The following is a 15,427-nucleotide window of genomic DNA, read 5'->3' on the forward strand; positions in this document are numbered from 1 at the left end:
TGCAGTCCTCCTTATCGTGCATCGGCCAGCAGTTGGCGCAACGTGTCATAGCCCTTTTTGGCGTACACATAGCTGGGCGCTACGGCGGGGTCCTGTTCGGCCTCGACCACCAGCCAGCCGTTGTAACCGGCCTGCCGCAAGACCTTGAGCAGCGCCGAGAAGTCAATATCGCCGTCCCCCGGCACCGTGAAAGTGCCGTTGATGATGCAGTCCGGAAAGCTCCACAGGTTGTTGCGTGCCAGTTGCACCACCGGCTTGCGCACGTCCTTGAAATGCACATGGCAAATACGCTGGATGTGCTTGCTCAACACTTGAAGAGGTTCGCCACCGCCCATGTAGCAATGCCCGGAATCGAACAGCAGCCCGACCTCCTCGCCGGTCAGCGCCATCAGCCGGTCGATATCCTGCGGCGACTCGACGTAAGCGCCCATGTGGTGGTGATACGCCAGGCGCACGCCTCGGGACAGGGTGAAACGTGCCAGCTCGGTCAGTTTTTCGGCGTATTCATGCCAGGCGGCATCGGTGTGAAAACGTGGACGTTCGACCAGCGGGATACGTTGCCCCTGAATCGAGTCGGCCACCTCGCCGTACACCAGCACCGAAGCGCCATTTTCGGCGAGCAGGTGCACATGCGCAGCGATGGCTTCGATTTCCTCGGCCACCGAACGCCGCGCCAGGCGGCTGGAATACCAGCCGGACACCAGCGCCAGGCCATGGGGCCGCAACACATCGCCGACGCCCTTGGCATCTTTCGGAAACTTGCCGTTGAGCTCGAAGCCCTCGTAGCCAATGGCTTTGCCTTCGCTCAGCGCCGTGCTCAGCGGGGTTTCTCCGCCGAGGGCCGGCAAATCATCGTTGCTCCAGGAGATCGGATTGATGCCGATGCGGATTCTGGGTGTGGAAGTCGAAACGGGCATGGCTGCACCTTTTTTGTTGTTATCGCGACGTTGTTGTGGCGTCGAAATCCGGAACGAATCAGGCGCGGCTTTCGCGCCAGGACTCGATCAACCAGTTGAAGGTGCTCTGCACCCGACTGATCAGCGTCGCATCGTCTATTTCTCCGGCCATCCAGGCCCGGCTTGGCTCACGGAATATTGTCCGGCCGACAGCAAAGCCCTGGCAGACGCGGCTGTGGCGAGCTTCGGCAAAGCCGGCAGCGAGCTCTTCGACAGGCGCATTGAGCCCGAGCAGTACCACGCCGCGGCAATACGGATCGCGTTGCTGGATCAGTTCGTCCAGTTGCTGCCAGACCTGCGCACTCTGCGCCTCGATCTTCCACCACGCCGGGTAGATGCCCAGGTTGTACAAGCGCTTCAGCGAGCGAAGCATCACGTCCGGGTGAGGCGACGGGTGATCCTTGGGCGGAATGATTTCCAGCAGCAACTCATGGCCGCTGACTTTCGAAGCGTCGTAGAGCGCCTTGATCTGCGCTTCCTGCTCCAGACGCAACATCGGCTCGTCATCGGGGTGATATTGCACCAGGCACTTGATGATCTGCTCTTGCGGCCAGGCGAGCAGATTGCTGCCGATGGAGCGACCGTGCTCGAAGGCCAGCGGCCTTGAGCCCTGTACTTCCACCGGACGCGCCACCCACCAGCCGCGACCGGTTGCGGCGTTGAGTGAATCCTGACCGAAGCGCTGGTCGGCAAGCAGACCGACATCGGCTTCGATGCCGCGCTTGCGCAGGTCGGCTTCGACCCGCTCGACCGCCTGCACGAACAGCTGCTTGAGCTGGCTGATGCTGCCCAGATCACGCCCGGCCTGTTGCGCCAGTTCGACTAGCTGGCCGCGATGATCGAAGGCAAAGATGAACAACTGCCGCCACTGCTTGCGCGGCACGCTGACCTGATGCAGCCGTTGCAGGGCGACATCCTGATCAGGACGGGTAATGGGTTCAGGGCTGTTGAACAGGTAATCGAGTTCGGCCGGGGTCGGCATCGCGGGCGCACAGGCATGCCGCGACACCACCAGCCCGCCACAGGCATTGGCCAGCTGGCAGCAGCGTTCGTCACTGGCTTCCTTGAGCCAGCCGCTGAGAAAACCGGACATGAACGCGTCGCCCGCACCGAGCACGTTGAGTACTTCGACCTGCACGCCGGGGTAGATGGCGCCCTCTTCCAGCCGCGCAGGAATGGCCCCGGGAATCACCGTGCAGCCTTGCGGGCCGAGCTTGACCACCAGCGTTGCGGCCGTCAGTTCACGCACCTTACGCAGGGCCGCGAGCAAATCGGTCGAACCGCCGGCAATCTGGAATTCCTCTTCGGTGCCGACGATCAGGTCGAAACGCGGCAGGATGCGCTGCACATGCTGGCTAACCTTCTGATCGGCAACGAACCGGGTCTCACCATCGGCCTTGCCTGCCAGCCCCCAGAGCACCGGGCGGTAGTCGATATCCAGCACGCGCTTGACGTTGTGCTTCTCGGCATAGTCGAGCGCCTGACTGCTGGCCCTGAACACCTGATCAGTGGAGAAATGCGTGCCGGTGATCAGCAGCGCCTTGCTCGAGGCAATCTGCTGCTCGTCGATGTCCTCGGCGCGCAGGGCCATGTCAGCGCAGTTTTCACGGTAGAACACCAAGGGGAAGGTTTCACGATCCTTCAACCCCAGCAGCACCATCGCCGTCAGACGCTCGGGGTCGCGCTTGATGGCGCTGACATCACAGCCTTCACGGGCCAGGGACTCGACCAGAAAACGGCCCATGTGGTCGTCGCCGACCCTGCTGAGCATGGCCGACCTGAGACCGAGCCTGGCCGTGCCGAAGGCGATATTGGCCGACGAGCCGCCCAGGTACTTGGCGAAACTGGAAACGTCTTCGAGTCGCGCCCCCACTTGTTGCGCATAAAGGTCGACGCCCAGGCGTCCGAGGCAAATCAGATCCAACTGACGCCCAGTGGCAAAGCGTGTCTGGCCCATGGTGGCTCCTGTTATTTTTATCAGCCTGCAGCGCCTGCATCATGTGTACACGCTGCTTTGTGAATGCAGCGTAAAACGTCAAGACACATCAATCAATATTTTTTCTATAATTATTTTTAGTGGAATATTTTTTCCATACCACCACTCAAGTGCTGGCACACTGCGCAGGCGGGTAGGATATAGTCGTCGTTCCTGCCCCAAGGCAGCCTCCACCGTCAGGCCCACAACGGTCGTGCTGTGCGCGCCGTTGCCCTGAAGAAGAACAAGCAGAAAGGATTTGAATATGACCAGCGCCGATCAGCCCACTCTGCCCGGGACGAGCGTCGACATGCCGCCGAACAGTGCCGAAGGCTTGTTGCGGCTGATCACTGATGAATACGAGGGCCTGCCGCGTCAGCTCAAGCGGATTGCCAGCTATATGAGCCAGCAGAGCGACCGGATCATGGTTGACCGGATCAGTGACATCGCCCGCGAGTGCGAAGTCCACCCTTCGGCCATCGTACGATTTTCCCAGCGTTTCGGGTTCAGCGGTTTCAGCGAGATGCAGGCGTTGTTTCGCGAGGCTTATACGCACAAGACCACGCCGGTGCAGAATTACCAGCAGCGTATCCGTAGCCTGATCGCCAACAAGTCACAGAAGGCCAATGCAGGCGATCTGGCACGTGAATGCGTCAGCGCCACCCTCTCCGGCCTGGAACGCCTGAGTGTCGAGCTGGATGACGATGAATTCGAGAAAGCCGTGGACCTGGTGGTCAACGCCGACAACATCTATGTGGTGGGCGTGCGCCGCTCATTCGCGGTGGCTGATTATCTGGTCTACAACCTGCAACACACCAACAAGCGCATTCATCTCATCTCCGGCCTGGGGGGCAGCTATCGTGAGCAAATGCGCAGTGTGCGCGCCAATGACCTGGTGATTGCCATCAGCTTCACGCCCTATGGCAAGGAGACCCAGCACTGCCTGCGCATCGCCCAGCACCACCAGGCCAAGACGCTGATCATCACCGACAGCAACCTGTCGCCGCTGGCCAAGCGCGCCAACTCGGTGCTACTGGTCAACGAAGGCAGCTCGTTCGCCTTCCGCTCGCTGAGCGCCACGCTATGCCTGTGCCAGGCGCTGTTCATTGCCGTGGCCTATCGCCTGGAACTCAAGGTCGATGAAATACACGAGCAGGTCGGGTTTGATGACTGAGGGCTGAGCCCTCAGGATTTGGCTTCCTCGCCCATGCGTTGCTGGTTCTTCTCGCCCATTTTCTTCGCGCGTTTTTCCAGCACCAGATACACCACCAGTGCCAGCAGCAGCGGCAGCAGGAAGTAGATCGCGCGATAGCCGATCAACGCTGCGAGCAGGCTGCCCTTGGAGAACTGGTGCGCCAGCAAGGTGATGAACACGGTCTCAAGCACACCGAGGCCCGCTGGAATGTGGGTGATCACACCGGCGATGCTGCTGATCAGCAACACACCGAGAATCGCCGGATAAAACGCCTTGTCCGGCAGCAGGGTGTAAATCACCGCGGCCATCAACGACCAGTTCAGAGCGCCCAGACTGGCCTGCATCAGCGCCTGCTTCATCGACGGCAGATTGAACTCCTGATCACGGATGGTCCATGAGCGTTTCTTCGAAAACCGGCAGGCCAGCAGGTACGCAAAACACACGGCCAACAGTCCGAAGCCGATCAATTGCAGGGTTGTGGTGCCGATCGACCACTCCTTGGGCAACTCCAGAAAGCGCATCGAAAACACAAAACCGGCCAGCAGCATGTAGCCCAGCCAGTTGGTAATCAGGCTCAGGCTGAGAATCCGCGTGATGGTCGAAACATCCAGCCCCAGTCGCGAATACAAGCGGTAACGCAAGGCAATGCCGCCCACCCAGGAACTGAGGTTGAGGTTGAACGCGTAGCAGACAAACGTCACCGGCACGATCTGCTTGATCGACAATGTGTGCCGGGTGTAATAACGCGCCAACACGTCAAAGCCGCAGTAGGTCGCGTAGCTGGCAAAGGCCACAACAGCCGCGATAGCCAGGGTGCTGGCCTTGTAGGACGCCAACGCCTGTTTCACCTCTTGCCAGTCAAGCTTCTTGACCAGCATAAACAGCAGAACCGGGACGGCGATAAAGAAAAACAGATTGAACGCCCGCTTTGCCCATTTCCACTTGGTTCCCTGCGCGCTTTGCGGCGCTGCCTGCGTGGCTTGGGTCATAGGGTTTTCTCCTGGTCCATCGGATGGTTGTTCTGCTGCTGTTCGATCACTTTCGCTTCGGGCACTACATCACCGGCACGCAGGGGCTTGAGGCGCACACCGTGAACCGGGAACAAACCGGCAATGGCCGGAAAACGGCGCAGGAAAAAGAAACTCAAGACGATCATCGGAGCACGCCACCACTGGCCACGCGCCGCGCCCTTGAGGCTCATCTGCTTGCTGTGCGCAGCGGCAAGCTCCATCAGGTGGTTTTGCAGATGCTCATTGAGCCCGCGATCACGAATGAACAGATTGGCTTCCAGGTTCAGCGCGAGGCTCAGCGGGTCAAGATTGCTGGAGCCCACGGTAGACCAGTCCTGATCGATCAGCGCGACCTTGCCGTGAAGTGCACGTTGCTTGTACTCATGAATGACCACGCCGTCGCGCAGCAGGTAGGTATACGTCAACCGCGAGCAAACCCGTACGAACGGCATGTCGGGCTGACCTTGCAAAATGAGGGTGACCTTGACGCCCCGCCGTGATGCATTGCGCAGCTCACGCAGAAAGCGGTAGCTGGGGTAAAAATACGCATTGGCCAAAGTGATCCGTTGCTTCGCAGCGCGAATCGCCTTCAGGTACTGCTCTTCGATATCGGTACTGTGCTCGTCATTGTCACGCTCGGCGAGCAGCATGCTGGCGTCACCGGCGCGGTCCAGCTTCAGTGCAACGGGCGGCAATTTGTCACGAACGACCTTGCTGAGCATATTCAACGCGCTGTGGTGAATATCGCCAACAATCGGGCCACGGACCAGAACGGCATAGTCCTGTTTGGCCGTCACCCCCGTGTCAGTCATGTGATCGACGCTGTAATTGATGCCGCCGATAAAGCCCAATTCGCCGTCGATCACCACCACCTTGCGGTGCAGCCGGCGAAACAGGTTGGTGCGCATGCCCATGAACCTTGGGCGCGGATCGAACAGCTGAATCTGGATACCGGCGTCGATCATGGTTTTGACAAACGTCGAACTCAGGTCCGAGGTGCCATAGTCATCCACCGTGACGACCACCTTCGCGCCATTCGCAGCGGCTTCGAGCAACGCCTGTTGCAGACCCTCGCCGATTCGGTCTTCAAAAATGATGAAGGTCTCGATCAGCACCTCTTTGCGCGCGGCACGTATGCACTCGAATACCCGGGCGTAAAAATCCTCGCCATTGATCAGCAACTCTACCGAGTTGCCGTCGCGCCACTGCCCTGTCGTATTGCTCATAAGGTCAACTCCACCGCCAGCGGTGCATGATCGGAAAGGTGGGACCACGGTCGGCTGGACAACACTTTCGGCCGGTGGGACGTTGCATTGCGCACATAGATCCGGTCCAGCCGGAGTAATGGCCAACGGGCCGGAAAGCTTTTCGCCGGCGCCCCGAAGCGCTCTACGAAAACCTCGTGCAGCCCGCTGCCCTGCAGCGACGCATCGGCGCGTTGGCGCCAGTCATTGAAGTCACCGGCAACGATCACCGGCTCGCCTTCGGGAATACGCGCCATCAGCTCGTTAAGCAGTTTGAGCTGCTGACGTCGATGGCTTTCACGCAGTCCCAGGTGCACACAGACCGCATGCACCCGGCCCGCGTGTGGCACCTCGAGAATGCAGTGCAACAAGCCGCGCTGCTCGGTGCCATGAATGGAAATGTCGAGGTTTTCATGCTGGATGATCGGGTATTTGGACAGCAACGCGTTGCCATGATCGCCATCCGGATACACCGCGTTGCGGCCGTAGGCAAAATCACTCCACATGCTGTCGGCCAGAAACTCGTACTGCGAAATCGTCGGCCAGTCCTTGACCCTGCGCGCGTGGCTCTGGTGTTCGCCGTGCACTTCCTGAAGAAACACGATATCGGCCGATACAGTGCGCACAGCTTCACGCAGCTCGGGCAGAATGAAGCGGCGATTGAAAATGCCAAAGCCCATGTGCATGTTCATGGTCAGTACATTCAATGAAACACTGGCGGACACAGGTGTCGCTGGGCCGACAGGTGGATTGGCACTGGTCAAGACTTGCTCCCGGGTGAATATTCACGGCATATGAAGCCACCCGTGAGCACAGGTTCCGTCGCGTATCTCACGTGCTGTGTATTTGCCATATGCAGTGGCGCAGAGATACACGTGAAAAAAATCAGGCCAACATGAAACGCAGGCGCCTGATAGACAGCCTAAGCTGTCTATCAGTCCTGCAAAAAAAGAGACAAGGAATCAAACCGTGGATGCATCGACTTCTCAACGCTACACCGCCCGAGCCAGATGGCTGCACTGGGCCATGGCCATTCTGATCGTGCTGGCGTACACCCTGATTCTGAGCCGCACCCAGTTCAGCAAGGGCTCGGAATACCGCTTGCTGGTCGTGCAGAGCCACTACTGGGTCGGCATTCTGATTCTGATCATGGCGTTTTTCCGTGTCGCCGAGCGTCGACGTCATCGTCCGCCCGGGATCACACCGCCGCTTGAAGGAGCGTTGCGCATCGTCGCAACCCTGACCCATTACGCGCTGTATGCGTTCCTGTTTGCCCAGCCGTTACTGGGCCTGCTGACAGTGATGGTGGAAAAAGGCGCGCTGCCCATTCCCCTCACCGATCTGCAGATTCCCTGGCCGCTGGCCACCTCGGACCACCTGGCCGAGACGTTCGAAGACGTGCACAAACTGCTGGGCTCGATCTTCTACTATGTCATCGGTCTGCATGTGATTGCTGCGCTCTGGCACCACCTGGTGCGCAAGGACAATACCCTCAAGCGCATGCTGTAACTCAGGACGCCGACAGGACCCGGGCAAGCGTGGCCTTCACCTTGCCCATCCCCTCACGCAGGGCCTGTTCGATTTCCGCCATGGTAATGACGGTCGTCGACTTGCCCGCTGCCGGATTGACCACCAGCGCCAGGCAGGCGTATTCAAGCTCCAGCTCACGAGCCAGCGCGGCCTCGGGCATGCCAGTCATGCCAACGATGTCGCAGCCATCGCGCTCCAGGCGGATGATTTCGGCAACGGTCTCCAGACGCGGTCCCTGGGTGCAGGCATAGACGCCCCGGTCGGAGAACGCGCATCCCTCGGCAGTCAATGCTGCAATCAGCCGGGCGCGCAGGGGCTCGCTGTATGGATAGCTGAAGTCGATGTGCGTGACCTCTTCCAGATCATCGGCAAAGAACGTGTGCTGGCGACCGCTGGTGTAGTCGACCAGATCATGCGGCACACAGAAATGCCCGGTGCCCATGGCCGGATGAATGCCACCGACTGCGTTGACCGCAAGAATCGCTTCGGCACCCGCCTGCTTCAGTGCCCAGATATTGGCCCGGTAGTTGACCTGATGCGGCGGCAAGCGGTGCGGGTGGCCGTGGCGCGCCAGAAACATCACCTCGCGACCGGCATAGTCGCCGATCTGGATTTCGCTGGAAGGTGCGCCATAAGGGGTGTTCATCGGCAGGGATTGCCGAATGTTCAGGCCCTCGAGCTGGGTCAGGCCGGTGCCGCCAATAATCGCGTAAACAGTCATCGCAAATCCTTAATCGATCAGTTGAGCAGCGCGCAGAGCCTGGAGCGCGGTCTGCCAGCGCGGGTGTTGCCGATAGTCGGTACTGGCCGATGCCTGACCGCGCATGCGCGCGATACGTGGCGAAGGCTTGACCTTCAGACGCTGCGCAGCGCCCAGCGCAAGCTCGGCGGCCGCCCGGTCGTTGCACACCAGGCCCATGTCGCATCCGGCTGTCAGCGCCGCTTCGATACGGCTCGCCGCATCCCCGACCACATGAGCGCCGGCCATCGACAGGTCGTCACTGAAAATAACACCGTCAAATTGCAGTTCGTCGCGCAAAATGTCCTGCAACCAGCGCCTTGAAAAGCCTGCGGGCTGCGAATCGACTTTCGGGTAGATGACATGCGCCGGCATCACTGCAGCCAGTTGCTGACTCAGACGTGCAAACGGCACCAGATCACTGGCGCGGATCTCTTCGAGGCTGCGCTCGTCATTCGGAATAGCCACATGAGAATCGGCTTCAGCCCAGCCGTGGCCGGGAAAATGCTTGCCGGTGGCAGCCATGCCTGCAGCGTTCATCCCACGAATGAACGCCCCTGCCAGCAACGCCGCGCGCTGCGGATCGCCTTCGAACGAACGCGTGCCGACCACGGCGCTGCGCTGGTAGTCGAGGTCCAGCACCGGGGCGAAGCTCAGGTCCAGTCCGACCGCCAGCACTTCGGTCGCCATCAGCCAGCCGCAGTGTTCAGCCAGAAGCTCGGCATCAGGCTTGTCGGCAATGGCACGCATTGGCGGCAAGCGTACGAACCCCTCACGCAGGCGCTGCACCCTGCCGCCCTCCTGGTCGACGGCCAGCAGCAGGTCCGGGCGCACGGCCCGAATTGCGGCGCTCAGCTCACGAACCTGACGGGGATGCTCGATGTTTCGGGCAAAGATGATCAAACCGCCCACTTCGGGCTGACGCAAAAACTGACGGTCTTCGCTGGTCAGCCAGGTGCCGGCGACATCGACCATCAGGGAGCCTTGCAGGCCAGAACTCATAGAAAAACCCTTACACACCAGTGCTCGTTCACAATCCGGGCATGGTGCTTGATCCTGAAGCCCGACGCAATCCGACACGCCGGTGCCGCTTGATTCAGGGCAAGGGCTTCAGGCCTTGGCGACCGCTGGTGTGCCGGTGCTGCTCTTGGTACGCGGCCTGAGCTGCGCGGCGATCATTGCCGGGTCGCTGACGCCGGTGTCGGCGCGCATGCCGGCGGCCAGAAACGGTACCATCAGGCGCATGACCTGCTCGATGGAGGTATTGACGCCGAAATCGGTCTCGGCAATGGCGCGCAGGGCCTTGATGCCGGACATGCTGAACGCGGCAGCACCGAGCATGAAGTGCACGCGCCAGAACAGCTCGATGGGCGGAATGCGCGGGGCCGCTTCGTTGACCAGTGTCATGTAGCGACGGAACACCTTGCCATACATGTCTTCGAGGTAGCGGCGCAGGTGGCCCTGGCTCTGACTGAAGGCAAGCCCCAGCAGGCGCATGAAGATCGACAGGTCGTTACCGCTGCGTGGCTGCACCACAAGCGCCTGCTCGACGAGAATCTCCAGCAGTTCCTCAAGGCTTGGCTTGTGCTCGGGCTTTGCCTGGCGACGTTCCAGTTCGCGATCAAGACTGATGCAGAAGGGTCCCAGAAAACGCGAGAATACGGCCTGGATCAACGCCTTCTTCGAGCCGAAGTGATAGTTCACTGCTGCCAGATTGACCGACGCCTTGCTGGTGATAAGGCGCAAGGACGTTTCGGCAAAGCCTTTCTCTGCAAACAACTGCTCGGCAGCATCAAGAATGCGTTCAACGGTTTCCGACTGGGCCATGGCTCTCTGCCTAACAAACGAACGTTTGAAACATACGTATCAAACGCCTCGGTTGTCAAGCCGGGCCGTTCATTTTGTGGCCGAACAGTCACGGTAATGGATGTTAAATGACAAAACGCAGGTGTTACCGAGGTTTTGGACGAGAAGCGCTACGCGGGTTGACCACCGCCTGGCGGCGAAAATGAAATGGATGATTGCCAACGCGCCTTCACTGTATATAATCCCAGTCACTGTATAAAAAGCCAGAGCGCCCCTCATGATCAAACTGACGCCACGCCAGGCTGAAATCCTGGGTTTCATCAAACGCTGCCTGGAAGACAACGGGTTCCCGCCGACACGTGCGGAAATCGCTCAGGAGCTGGGCTTCAAATCGCCCAACGCGGCGGAAGAGCACCTCAAGGCCCTGGCCCGTAAGGGCGCCATCGAAATGACTCCGGGTGCTTCACGCGGCATTCGAATTCCCGGCTTCGAAGCGCGGCCCGATGACAGCAGCCTGCCGGTCATCGGCCGCGTCGCAGCAGGTGCACCGATCCTGGCTCAGCAACACATCGAAGAGTCCTGCAACATCAACCCGTCCTTCTTCCACCCGAGCGCCAACTACCTGTTGCGCGTTCACGGCATGAGCATGAAGGACGTCGGCATTCTGGATGGCGATCTGCTCGCCGTGCACACCACGCGCGAGGCCCGCAACGGCCAGATCGTGGTTGCCCGGATCGGCGATGAAGTGACCGTCAAGCGCTTCAAGCGCGAAGGCAGCAAGGTCTGGCTGCTGGCGGAAAACCCTGATTTCGCACCCATCGAGGTCGATCTCAAGGATCAGGAACTGGTGATCGAAGGTTTAAGCGTCGGCGTCATTCGCCGCTAAGGAGACGTTATGCAGTTCCATCAAGCACCGCATTCGCAATTGCCGCTGTTCGAGGCGTTTCTGGCCCAGCCCATCGCCCCTCTGCTCACAGATGCAGTCGAAACGCCGTGGAGCAACGACCCAGAGCCCTTCAGTGAACTGTCATTGCGTGGCGCTGCCGGGAACTGCCTCAACCTTCTTGCACCCATCCTTCGGGAATTGAGCGAGGAACTGGATGCGCGCTGGCTGACGCTGATCGCACCGCCATCCAGCCTGACCCAGACATGGCTGCGCGATGCGGGGCTCAACAGAGAGCGAATTCTTCTGCTGCAGCCACGCGGCACGCAAAGCGTACTGGAGCTGACGCGCGAAGCACTTCGACTGGGCCGTAGTCATACGGTGGTGAGCTGGATCAACCCGCTGGGCGCCATAGCGCGTCAGCAATTGATCAGTGCAGCAAAAATCGGGGAAGCACAGAGCCTGAACATCCGGCTGGGCTGAGGCCCAGTCGTCGATCAGTGCAGAACGTGAGGCACATCATCCTTTTCGATTTCGCCTTCAGCCAGGCGGCCAGCCATCTGCACACCCACACTCAACATGGCTTTGGCGACTTCGACATGCTGACCTTGCATGAACGCTTTGGCATCCGCAGAGAAATCAAGCGTTACCAGGGAACCCTCGTCATCGGCACGACGCAGCTCTATACGTCCGTCAGGTAGTTCGACAATTTCCAGGAAAGAGGTAGGCATTGGTACAGTTACTCCGCGATAAGCCGGCATTGTAACAGCCTGCCAGCCCTTACTTCATTGGTTTTCAGCATTCGCTCAGGCCTTCACGAAAACGGATGGCCAACCCTTTGAGTTGTTGACGCCAATTTTCAAGCTCTTCACGTGAGAGTTCAGACTCCGGCTCGGCATCCAGGTTCACTGCCTGTATCATCGGCTGCGTGACATCACCCTTGAGCTTTTTCGGCGCACGAGGCGGCTCATATAATGCGTTATAGGCCGACAGCAGTTGCGCAAGCCAAGTCTGGCGATTCTGGGCAAGCTCTACCAGCTCGGCCATTTCTGGGATGGCGATGGCGTCCAACACTTCCTGCGTCAACAATTCCTCCGCACGACGCGTACCGGCTTGTGGCAGACGGTAGTAGCCTGCGATCTCGTGGCACAGGCCCAGCAGCGCACCGTAGAGATGAAACAGCACGGACTCGCGCTCTGCCTGCAACAACGCAGGAGAGTTCACCGCCTGCCCCTTCTCCGCCCTGCCCAACGCCTCGAGCGAGAGCCCTGCGAAATAGATTTTCTGGTTGGTACGGGTATAGAGCTCATGGGCCATGGCGACACTCTCCACAACGATGGGATAGAGAACAGCATAGCCTGCGGCGCCTGGACAGGCCGGCGAAACAGGCTGATGCCTATCGAAAACAGCGCCCGGCTACCTTGAGCCGGGCGCTTGCGATCAACGCTTGTCTTCAACCTTCCAGGCGCTGCCGTCGTAGAACGCACGCCAGCCGGTAGGCTTGCCCTCTACTTCGGTCTGGACGTATTGCTCTTTGGTCTTGCGACTGTAGCGGATCACTGCTGGACGACCGTCCGGATCCTTCTTCGGCGCTTCGCAAAGGAAGTGATACTTGGGATCGATTTCGTCCTTGTGCGGGGCGATTTCGATGACCAGCGGTGCGCGGGTTTCGCGATTCTTCGGGAACTGGCTGGCGGCCAGGAACAGGCCCGAAGCGCCATCACGCAGTATGTAGGTATCGTCAACCTTGTCGCACTTGAGCTCCGGCATCTTCACCGGGTCCATCTTCGGCGGCGCTGCGTCACCGCTTTTCAGCAGTTTGCGGGTGTTCTTGCAGTCCGGGTTGGTGCAGCCGAAGAACTTGCCGAAACGGCCGGTCTTGAGCTGCATCTCGCTGCCACACTTGTCACATTCCAGGCTCGGACCTTCATAGCCTTTGATACGGTAAGTGCCTTCCTCGATCTCGTAACCAGTGCAATCAGGGTTGTTGCCGCAAATATGCAGCTTGTGCTTCTCGTCCAGCAGGTAGGCGTCCATCGCCGTGCTGCAGATCGGGCAGCGATGCTTGCCGCGCAGAACCCGCGATTCGGACTCACCCTCGTCATCGTCGGCAATTTCGTCGCCGGGAGTCAGATTGACGGTCGCCTTGCAGCGTTCCTTGGGTGGCAGGCTGTAGCCGGAGCAACCCAGGAAAACGCCCGTCGAGGCTGTACGGATCTGCATCGGACGGCCGCACACTTTGCACGGGATGTCGGTCATCACCGGCTGGTTGGCGCGCATGCCGCCATCAGCGGCCTCGGCCACGTCGAGCTTTTTACGAAAATCACCGTAGAACTCGTCCAGCACGTTTTTCCAGTCGCGCTCCCCCTGAGCCACGTCATCGAGGTTTTCTTCCATCCCGGCGGTAAAGCCATAGTCCATCAGGTTGGAAAAGCTTTCGGACAGACGTCCGGTGACGATGTCGCCCATCTTTTCCGAGTAGAAGCGGCGGTTATGCAACGCCACGTAGCCACGGTCCTGGATGGTCGAGATGATCGCTGCGTAGGTCGACGGGCGACCAATGCCCCGTTTTTCCATCTCCTTGACCAGACTCGCTTCCGAGTAACGCGCAGGCGGCTTGGTGAAGTGCTGGCTTGGATCGAGCTTGTTCAGTTTCAGGGTTTCGCCCTGTGCCATGTCCGGCAAAACATCGTCATCGCCCGGCTTGGCCATCTGCGGCAGCGCACGGGTATAACCATCGAATTTCAGGATGCGGCCCTTGGCGCGCAGCTCGAAATCGCTGGCGGCGACCGTGACGGTGGTCGACAGGTATTGCGCAGGCAGCATCTGGCAGGCCACGAACTGGCGCCAGATCAACTCGTAAAGACGCTCGGCGTCACGCTCCATCCCGGTCAGTTTGCTCGGGTGAGTGTTGACGTCGGAAGGTCGAATCGCTTCGTGAGCCTCTTGCGCGCCTTCCTTGCTGCTGTAGACGTTGGGCGACTCCGGCAGGTACTTCTTGCCGAATTCGGTCTGGATGTAGTCACGCGCCATGCTGACTGCATCAGCCGACAGGTTGGTCGAGTCGGTACGCATGTAAGTGATGTAGCCAGCTTCGTACAAGCGCTGGGCCATCATCATGGTCTTCTTTACGCCGAAACCCAGACGGTTGCTCGCCGCCTGCTGCAGGGTCGAGGTGATGAACGGCGCCGATGGCTTGCTGCTGGTCGGCTTGTCTTCACGCTTGACGATGCTGTAGCTGGACGCCTTGAGCTTTTCAAGAGCGGCCATGGCCTGGGTTTCATTGAGCGGTTTGAACGCTTCGCCGTTTTCACGCGCTACTTCGAAACGCACGTTGGCGCCCTTGGCGGTGCCCAGATCGGCGTGGATCTCCCAGTATTCTTCAGGGTTGAACGCGCGGATTTCACGCTCGCGCTCGACCACCAGCTTCACCGCAACCGACTGCACACGCCCGGCGGACAAGCCACGGGCAACTTTCTGCCAGAGCAGTGGGGAAACCATGTAGCCGACGACGCGGTCGAGGAAGCGACGCGCCTGCTGGGCATTGACCCGGGCAATGTCCAGTTCGCCTGGCTTGGAAAACGCCTCCTGAATGGCTTTTTTGGTGATCTCGTTGAACACCACGCGCTTGTAGCGGCTGTCATCACCACCGATGGCTTCGCGCAGGTGCCAGGCAATGGCTTCCCCTTCGCGGTCCAAGTCCGTCGCGAGATAGATGGTGTCTGCATCCTTGGCGAGCTTGCGCAGCTCTTCGATGACCTTTTCCTTGCCGGGGAGGATCTCGTACTTGGCTTTCCAGCCGTGTTCCGGATCGACTCCCATGCGCGAGACCAGCTGGCGTTGCGCCTTTTCTTTCGGCGTCAGTACCGGGCCTTCGCCCGCAGCGGCCTTGCCACGCTTGGCGGCAGGATCTTTGGCGGCACTCGCCGAACCGCTGGTGGGCAGGTCTCGGATATGGCCGATACTCGACTTCACCACGTACTGGTTGCCCAAATACTTGTTGATGGTCTTGGCCTTAGCCGGGGATTCCACGATGACCAGCGATTTGCCCATGGATCAGAAAATTCCTGAATACTAGATGAAAGACAG

Annotated in this window: 15 protein-coding genes; 4 read left to right on the plus strand and 11 right to left on the minus strand. The window is 59.7% G+C overall.

Features of this window, described 5'->3' with window-relative positions:
* Nucleotides 1-11: 11 nt before the first annotated feature.
* Complete coding sequence (gene iolE, locus PI739_RS09405) at nucleotides 12-917, minus strand: myo-inosose-2 dehydratase (RefSeq protein WP_003436374.1); 906 nt, start codon at nucleotides 915-917, stop codon at nucleotides 12-14.
* Between the two features lie 58 nt (nucleotides 918-975).
* Nucleotides 976-2,913, minus strand: a complete 1,938-nt coding sequence (locus PI739_RS09410; protein WP_054081623.1) for a bifunctional 5-dehydro-2-deoxygluconokinase/5-dehydro-2-deoxyphosphogluconate aldolase — start codon at nucleotides 2,911-2,913, stop codon at nucleotides 976-978.
* Between the two features lie 283 nt (nucleotides 2,914-3,196).
* Here PI739_RS09410 and PI739_RS09415 point away from each other — a divergent pair, with 283 nt between their 5' ends.
* A complete protein-coding gene (locus PI739_RS09415) occupies nucleotides 3,197-4,105 on the plus strand; it encodes a MurR/RpiR family transcriptional regulator (protein WP_003315787.1) in 909 nt (302 codons plus the stop codon).
* Nucleotides 4,106-4,116: 11 nt separating this feature from the next.
* On the opposite strand, the gene PI739_RS09420 is transcribed toward PI739_RS09415, so the two are convergent.
* From PI739_RS09420 to PI739_RS09430, 3 genes are read right to left on the minus strand one after another with little or no spacing between them, the layout of a single operon-like run.
* Nucleotides 4,117-5,115: a lysylphosphatidylglycerol synthase domain-containing protein gene (locus PI739_RS09420; protein ID WP_054081622.1), complete on the minus strand. Its 999-nt coding sequence runs from the start codon at nucleotides 5,113-5,115 to the stop codon at nucleotides 4,117-4,119.
* Nucleotides 5,112-6,362 carry a cardiolipin synthase ClsB gene (clsB, locus tag PI739_RS09425; protein WP_044308554.1) on the minus strand — a complete coding sequence of 417 codons (1,251 nt, stop codon included), beginning with the start codon at nucleotides 6,360-6,362 and terminating at the stop codon, nucleotides 5,112-5,114. The genes PI739_RS09420 and clsB overlap by 4 nt, the downstream gene beginning before the upstream one ends.
* Complete coding sequence (locus tag PI739_RS09430; RefSeq protein WP_003370515.1) at nucleotides 6,359-7,144, minus strand: endonuclease/exonuclease/phosphatase family protein; 786 nt, start codon at nucleotides 7,142-7,144, stop codon at nucleotides 6,359-6,361. The genes clsB and PI739_RS09430 overlap by 4 nt, the downstream gene beginning before the upstream one ends.
* A 205-nt stretch (nucleotides 7,145-7,349) precedes the next feature.
* On the opposite strand from PI739_RS09430, the gene PI739_RS09435 reads away from it, so the two are divergent.
* Nucleotides 7,350-7,889 carry a cytochrome b gene (locus PI739_RS09435; RefSeq protein ID WP_003370513.1) on the plus strand — a complete coding sequence of 180 codons (540 nt, stop codon included), beginning with the start codon at nucleotides 7,350-7,352 and terminating at the stop codon, nucleotides 7,887-7,889.
* 1 nt (nucleotide 7,890) lies between these two features.
* Here PI739_RS09435 and PI739_RS09440 read toward each other — a convergent pair whose 3' ends face one another.
* From PI739_RS09440 to psrA, 3 genes are all read right to left on the minus strand, one after another.
* Nucleotides 7,891-8,631, minus strand: a complete 741-nt coding sequence (locus PI739_RS09440) for an S-methyl-5'-thioinosine phosphorylase (protein ID WP_054081621.1) — start codon at nucleotides 8,629-8,631, stop codon at nucleotides 7,891-7,893.
* A gap of 9 nt (nucleotides 8,632-8,640) precedes the next feature.
* Nucleotides 8,641-9,639, minus strand: a complete 999-nt coding sequence (gene nagZ / locus PI739_RS09445; RefSeq protein ID WP_170846041.1) for a beta-N-acetylhexosaminidase — start codon at nucleotides 9,637-9,639, stop codon at nucleotides 8,641-8,643.
* A gap of 120 nt (nucleotides 9,640-9,759) precedes the next feature.
* On the minus strand, nucleotides 9,760-10,476 hold the full coding sequence (gene psrA, locus PI739_RS09450) for a transcriptional regulator PsrA (RefSeq protein WP_003370508.1): 717 nt from the start codon (nucleotides 10,474-10,476) through the stop codon (nucleotides 9,760-9,762).
* Nucleotides 10,477-10,732: 256 nt separating this feature from the next.
* Between psrA and lexA the strand changes: the two genes are divergently transcribed.
* Together lexA and sulA are read left to right on the plus strand one after the other, a co-directional pair.
* Nucleotides 10,733-11,341 (plus strand): transcriptional repressor LexA, encoded by a 609-nt coding sequence (gene lexA, locus PI739_RS09455; RefSeq protein ID WP_003315796.1) that lies wholly within the window; start codon nucleotides 10,733-10,735, stop codon nucleotides 11,339-11,341.
* 9 nt (nucleotides 11,342-11,350) lie between these two features.
* Nucleotides 11,351-11,821 carry an SOS-induced cell division inhibitor SulA gene (gene sulA, locus PI739_RS09460; RefSeq protein ID WP_054081620.1) on the plus strand — a complete coding sequence of 157 codons (471 nt, stop codon included), beginning with the start codon at nucleotides 11,351-11,353 and terminating at the stop codon, nucleotides 11,819-11,821.
* 14 nt (nucleotides 11,822-11,835) lie between these two features.
* Here sulA and PI739_RS09465 read toward each other — a convergent pair whose 3' ends face one another.
* The 3 genes from PI739_RS09465 to topA all read right to left on the minus strand — a co-directional run bounded on the left by PI739_RS09465 (nucleotide 11,836) and on the right by topA (nucleotide 15,391).
* Nucleotides 11,836-12,069, minus strand: coding sequence for a hypothetical protein (locus PI739_RS09465; RefSeq protein ID WP_003315798.1), 234 nt, complete (start codon nucleotides 12,067-12,069; stop codon nucleotides 11,836-11,838).
* 64 nt (nucleotides 12,070-12,133) lie between these two features.
* Complete coding sequence (locus PI739_RS09470; RefSeq protein WP_003436354.1) at nucleotides 12,134-12,655, minus strand: DUF6586 family protein; 522 nt, start codon at nucleotides 12,653-12,655, stop codon at nucleotides 12,134-12,136.
* A gap of 123 nt (nucleotides 12,656-12,778) precedes the next feature.
* Nucleotides 12,779-15,391 (minus strand): type I DNA topoisomerase, encoded by a 2,613-nt coding sequence (gene topA / locus PI739_RS09475; protein ID WP_003436352.1) that lies wholly within the window; start codon nucleotides 15,389-15,391, stop codon nucleotides 12,779-12,781.
* Between the last annotated feature and the right edge of the window lie 36 nt (nucleotides 15,392-15,427).

Source organism: Pseudomonas cerasi, assembly GCF_027983475.1.
In the GTDB taxonomy this organism is placed as follows: Bacteria; Pseudomonadota; Gammaproteobacteria; order Pseudomonadales; family Pseudomonadaceae; genus Aquipseudomonas; species Aquipseudomonas cerasi.

Excerpts from the sequence above, each read along its gene's own strand:
- iolE (WP_003436374.1), bottom strand. The coding sequence starts at position 917 with ATGCCCGTTTCGACTTCCACACCCAGAATCCGCATCGGCATCAATCCG.
- PI739_RS09410 (WP_054081623.1), bottom strand. The coding sequence starts at position 2,913 with ATGGGCCAGACACGCTTTGCCACTGGGCGTCAGTTGGATCTGATTTGC.
- PI739_RS09415 (WP_003315787.1), top strand. The coding sequence starts at position 3,197 with ATGACCAGCGCCGATCAGCCCACTCTGCCCGGGACGAGCGTCGACATG.
- PI739_RS09420 (WP_054081622.1), bottom strand. The coding sequence starts at position 5,115 with ATGACCCAAGCCACGCAGGCAGCGCCGCAAAGCGCGCAGGGAACCAAG.
- clsB (WP_044308554.1), bottom strand. The coding sequence starts at position 6,362 with ATGAGCAATACGACAGGGCAGTGGCGCGACGGCAACTCGGTAGAGTTG.
- PI739_RS09440 (WP_054081621.1), bottom strand. The coding sequence starts at position 8,631 with ATGACTGTTTACGCGATTATTGGCGGCACCGGCCTGACCCAGCTCGAG.
- psrA (WP_003370508.1), bottom strand. The coding sequence starts at position 10,476 with ATGGCCCAGTCGGAAACCGTTGAACGCATTCTTGATGCTGCCGAGCAG.
- lexA (WP_003315796.1), top strand. The coding sequence starts at position 10,733 with ATGATCAAACTGACGCCACGCCAGGCTGAAATCCTGGGTTTCATCAAA.
- sulA (WP_054081620.1), top strand. The coding sequence starts at position 11,351 with ATGCAGTTCCATCAAGCACCGCATTCGCAATTGCCGCTGTTCGAGGCG.
- PI739_RS09465 (WP_003315798.1), bottom strand. The coding sequence starts at position 12,069 with ATGCCTACCTCTTTCCTGGAAATTGTCGAACTACCTGACGGACGTATA.
- PI739_RS09470 (WP_003436354.1), bottom strand. The coding sequence starts at position 12,655 with ATGGCCCATGAGCTCTATACCCGTACCAACCAGAAAATCTATTTCGCA.
- topA (WP_003436352.1), bottom strand. The coding sequence starts at position 15,391 with ATGGGCAAATCGCTGGTCATCGTGGAATCCCCGGCTAAGGCCAAGACC.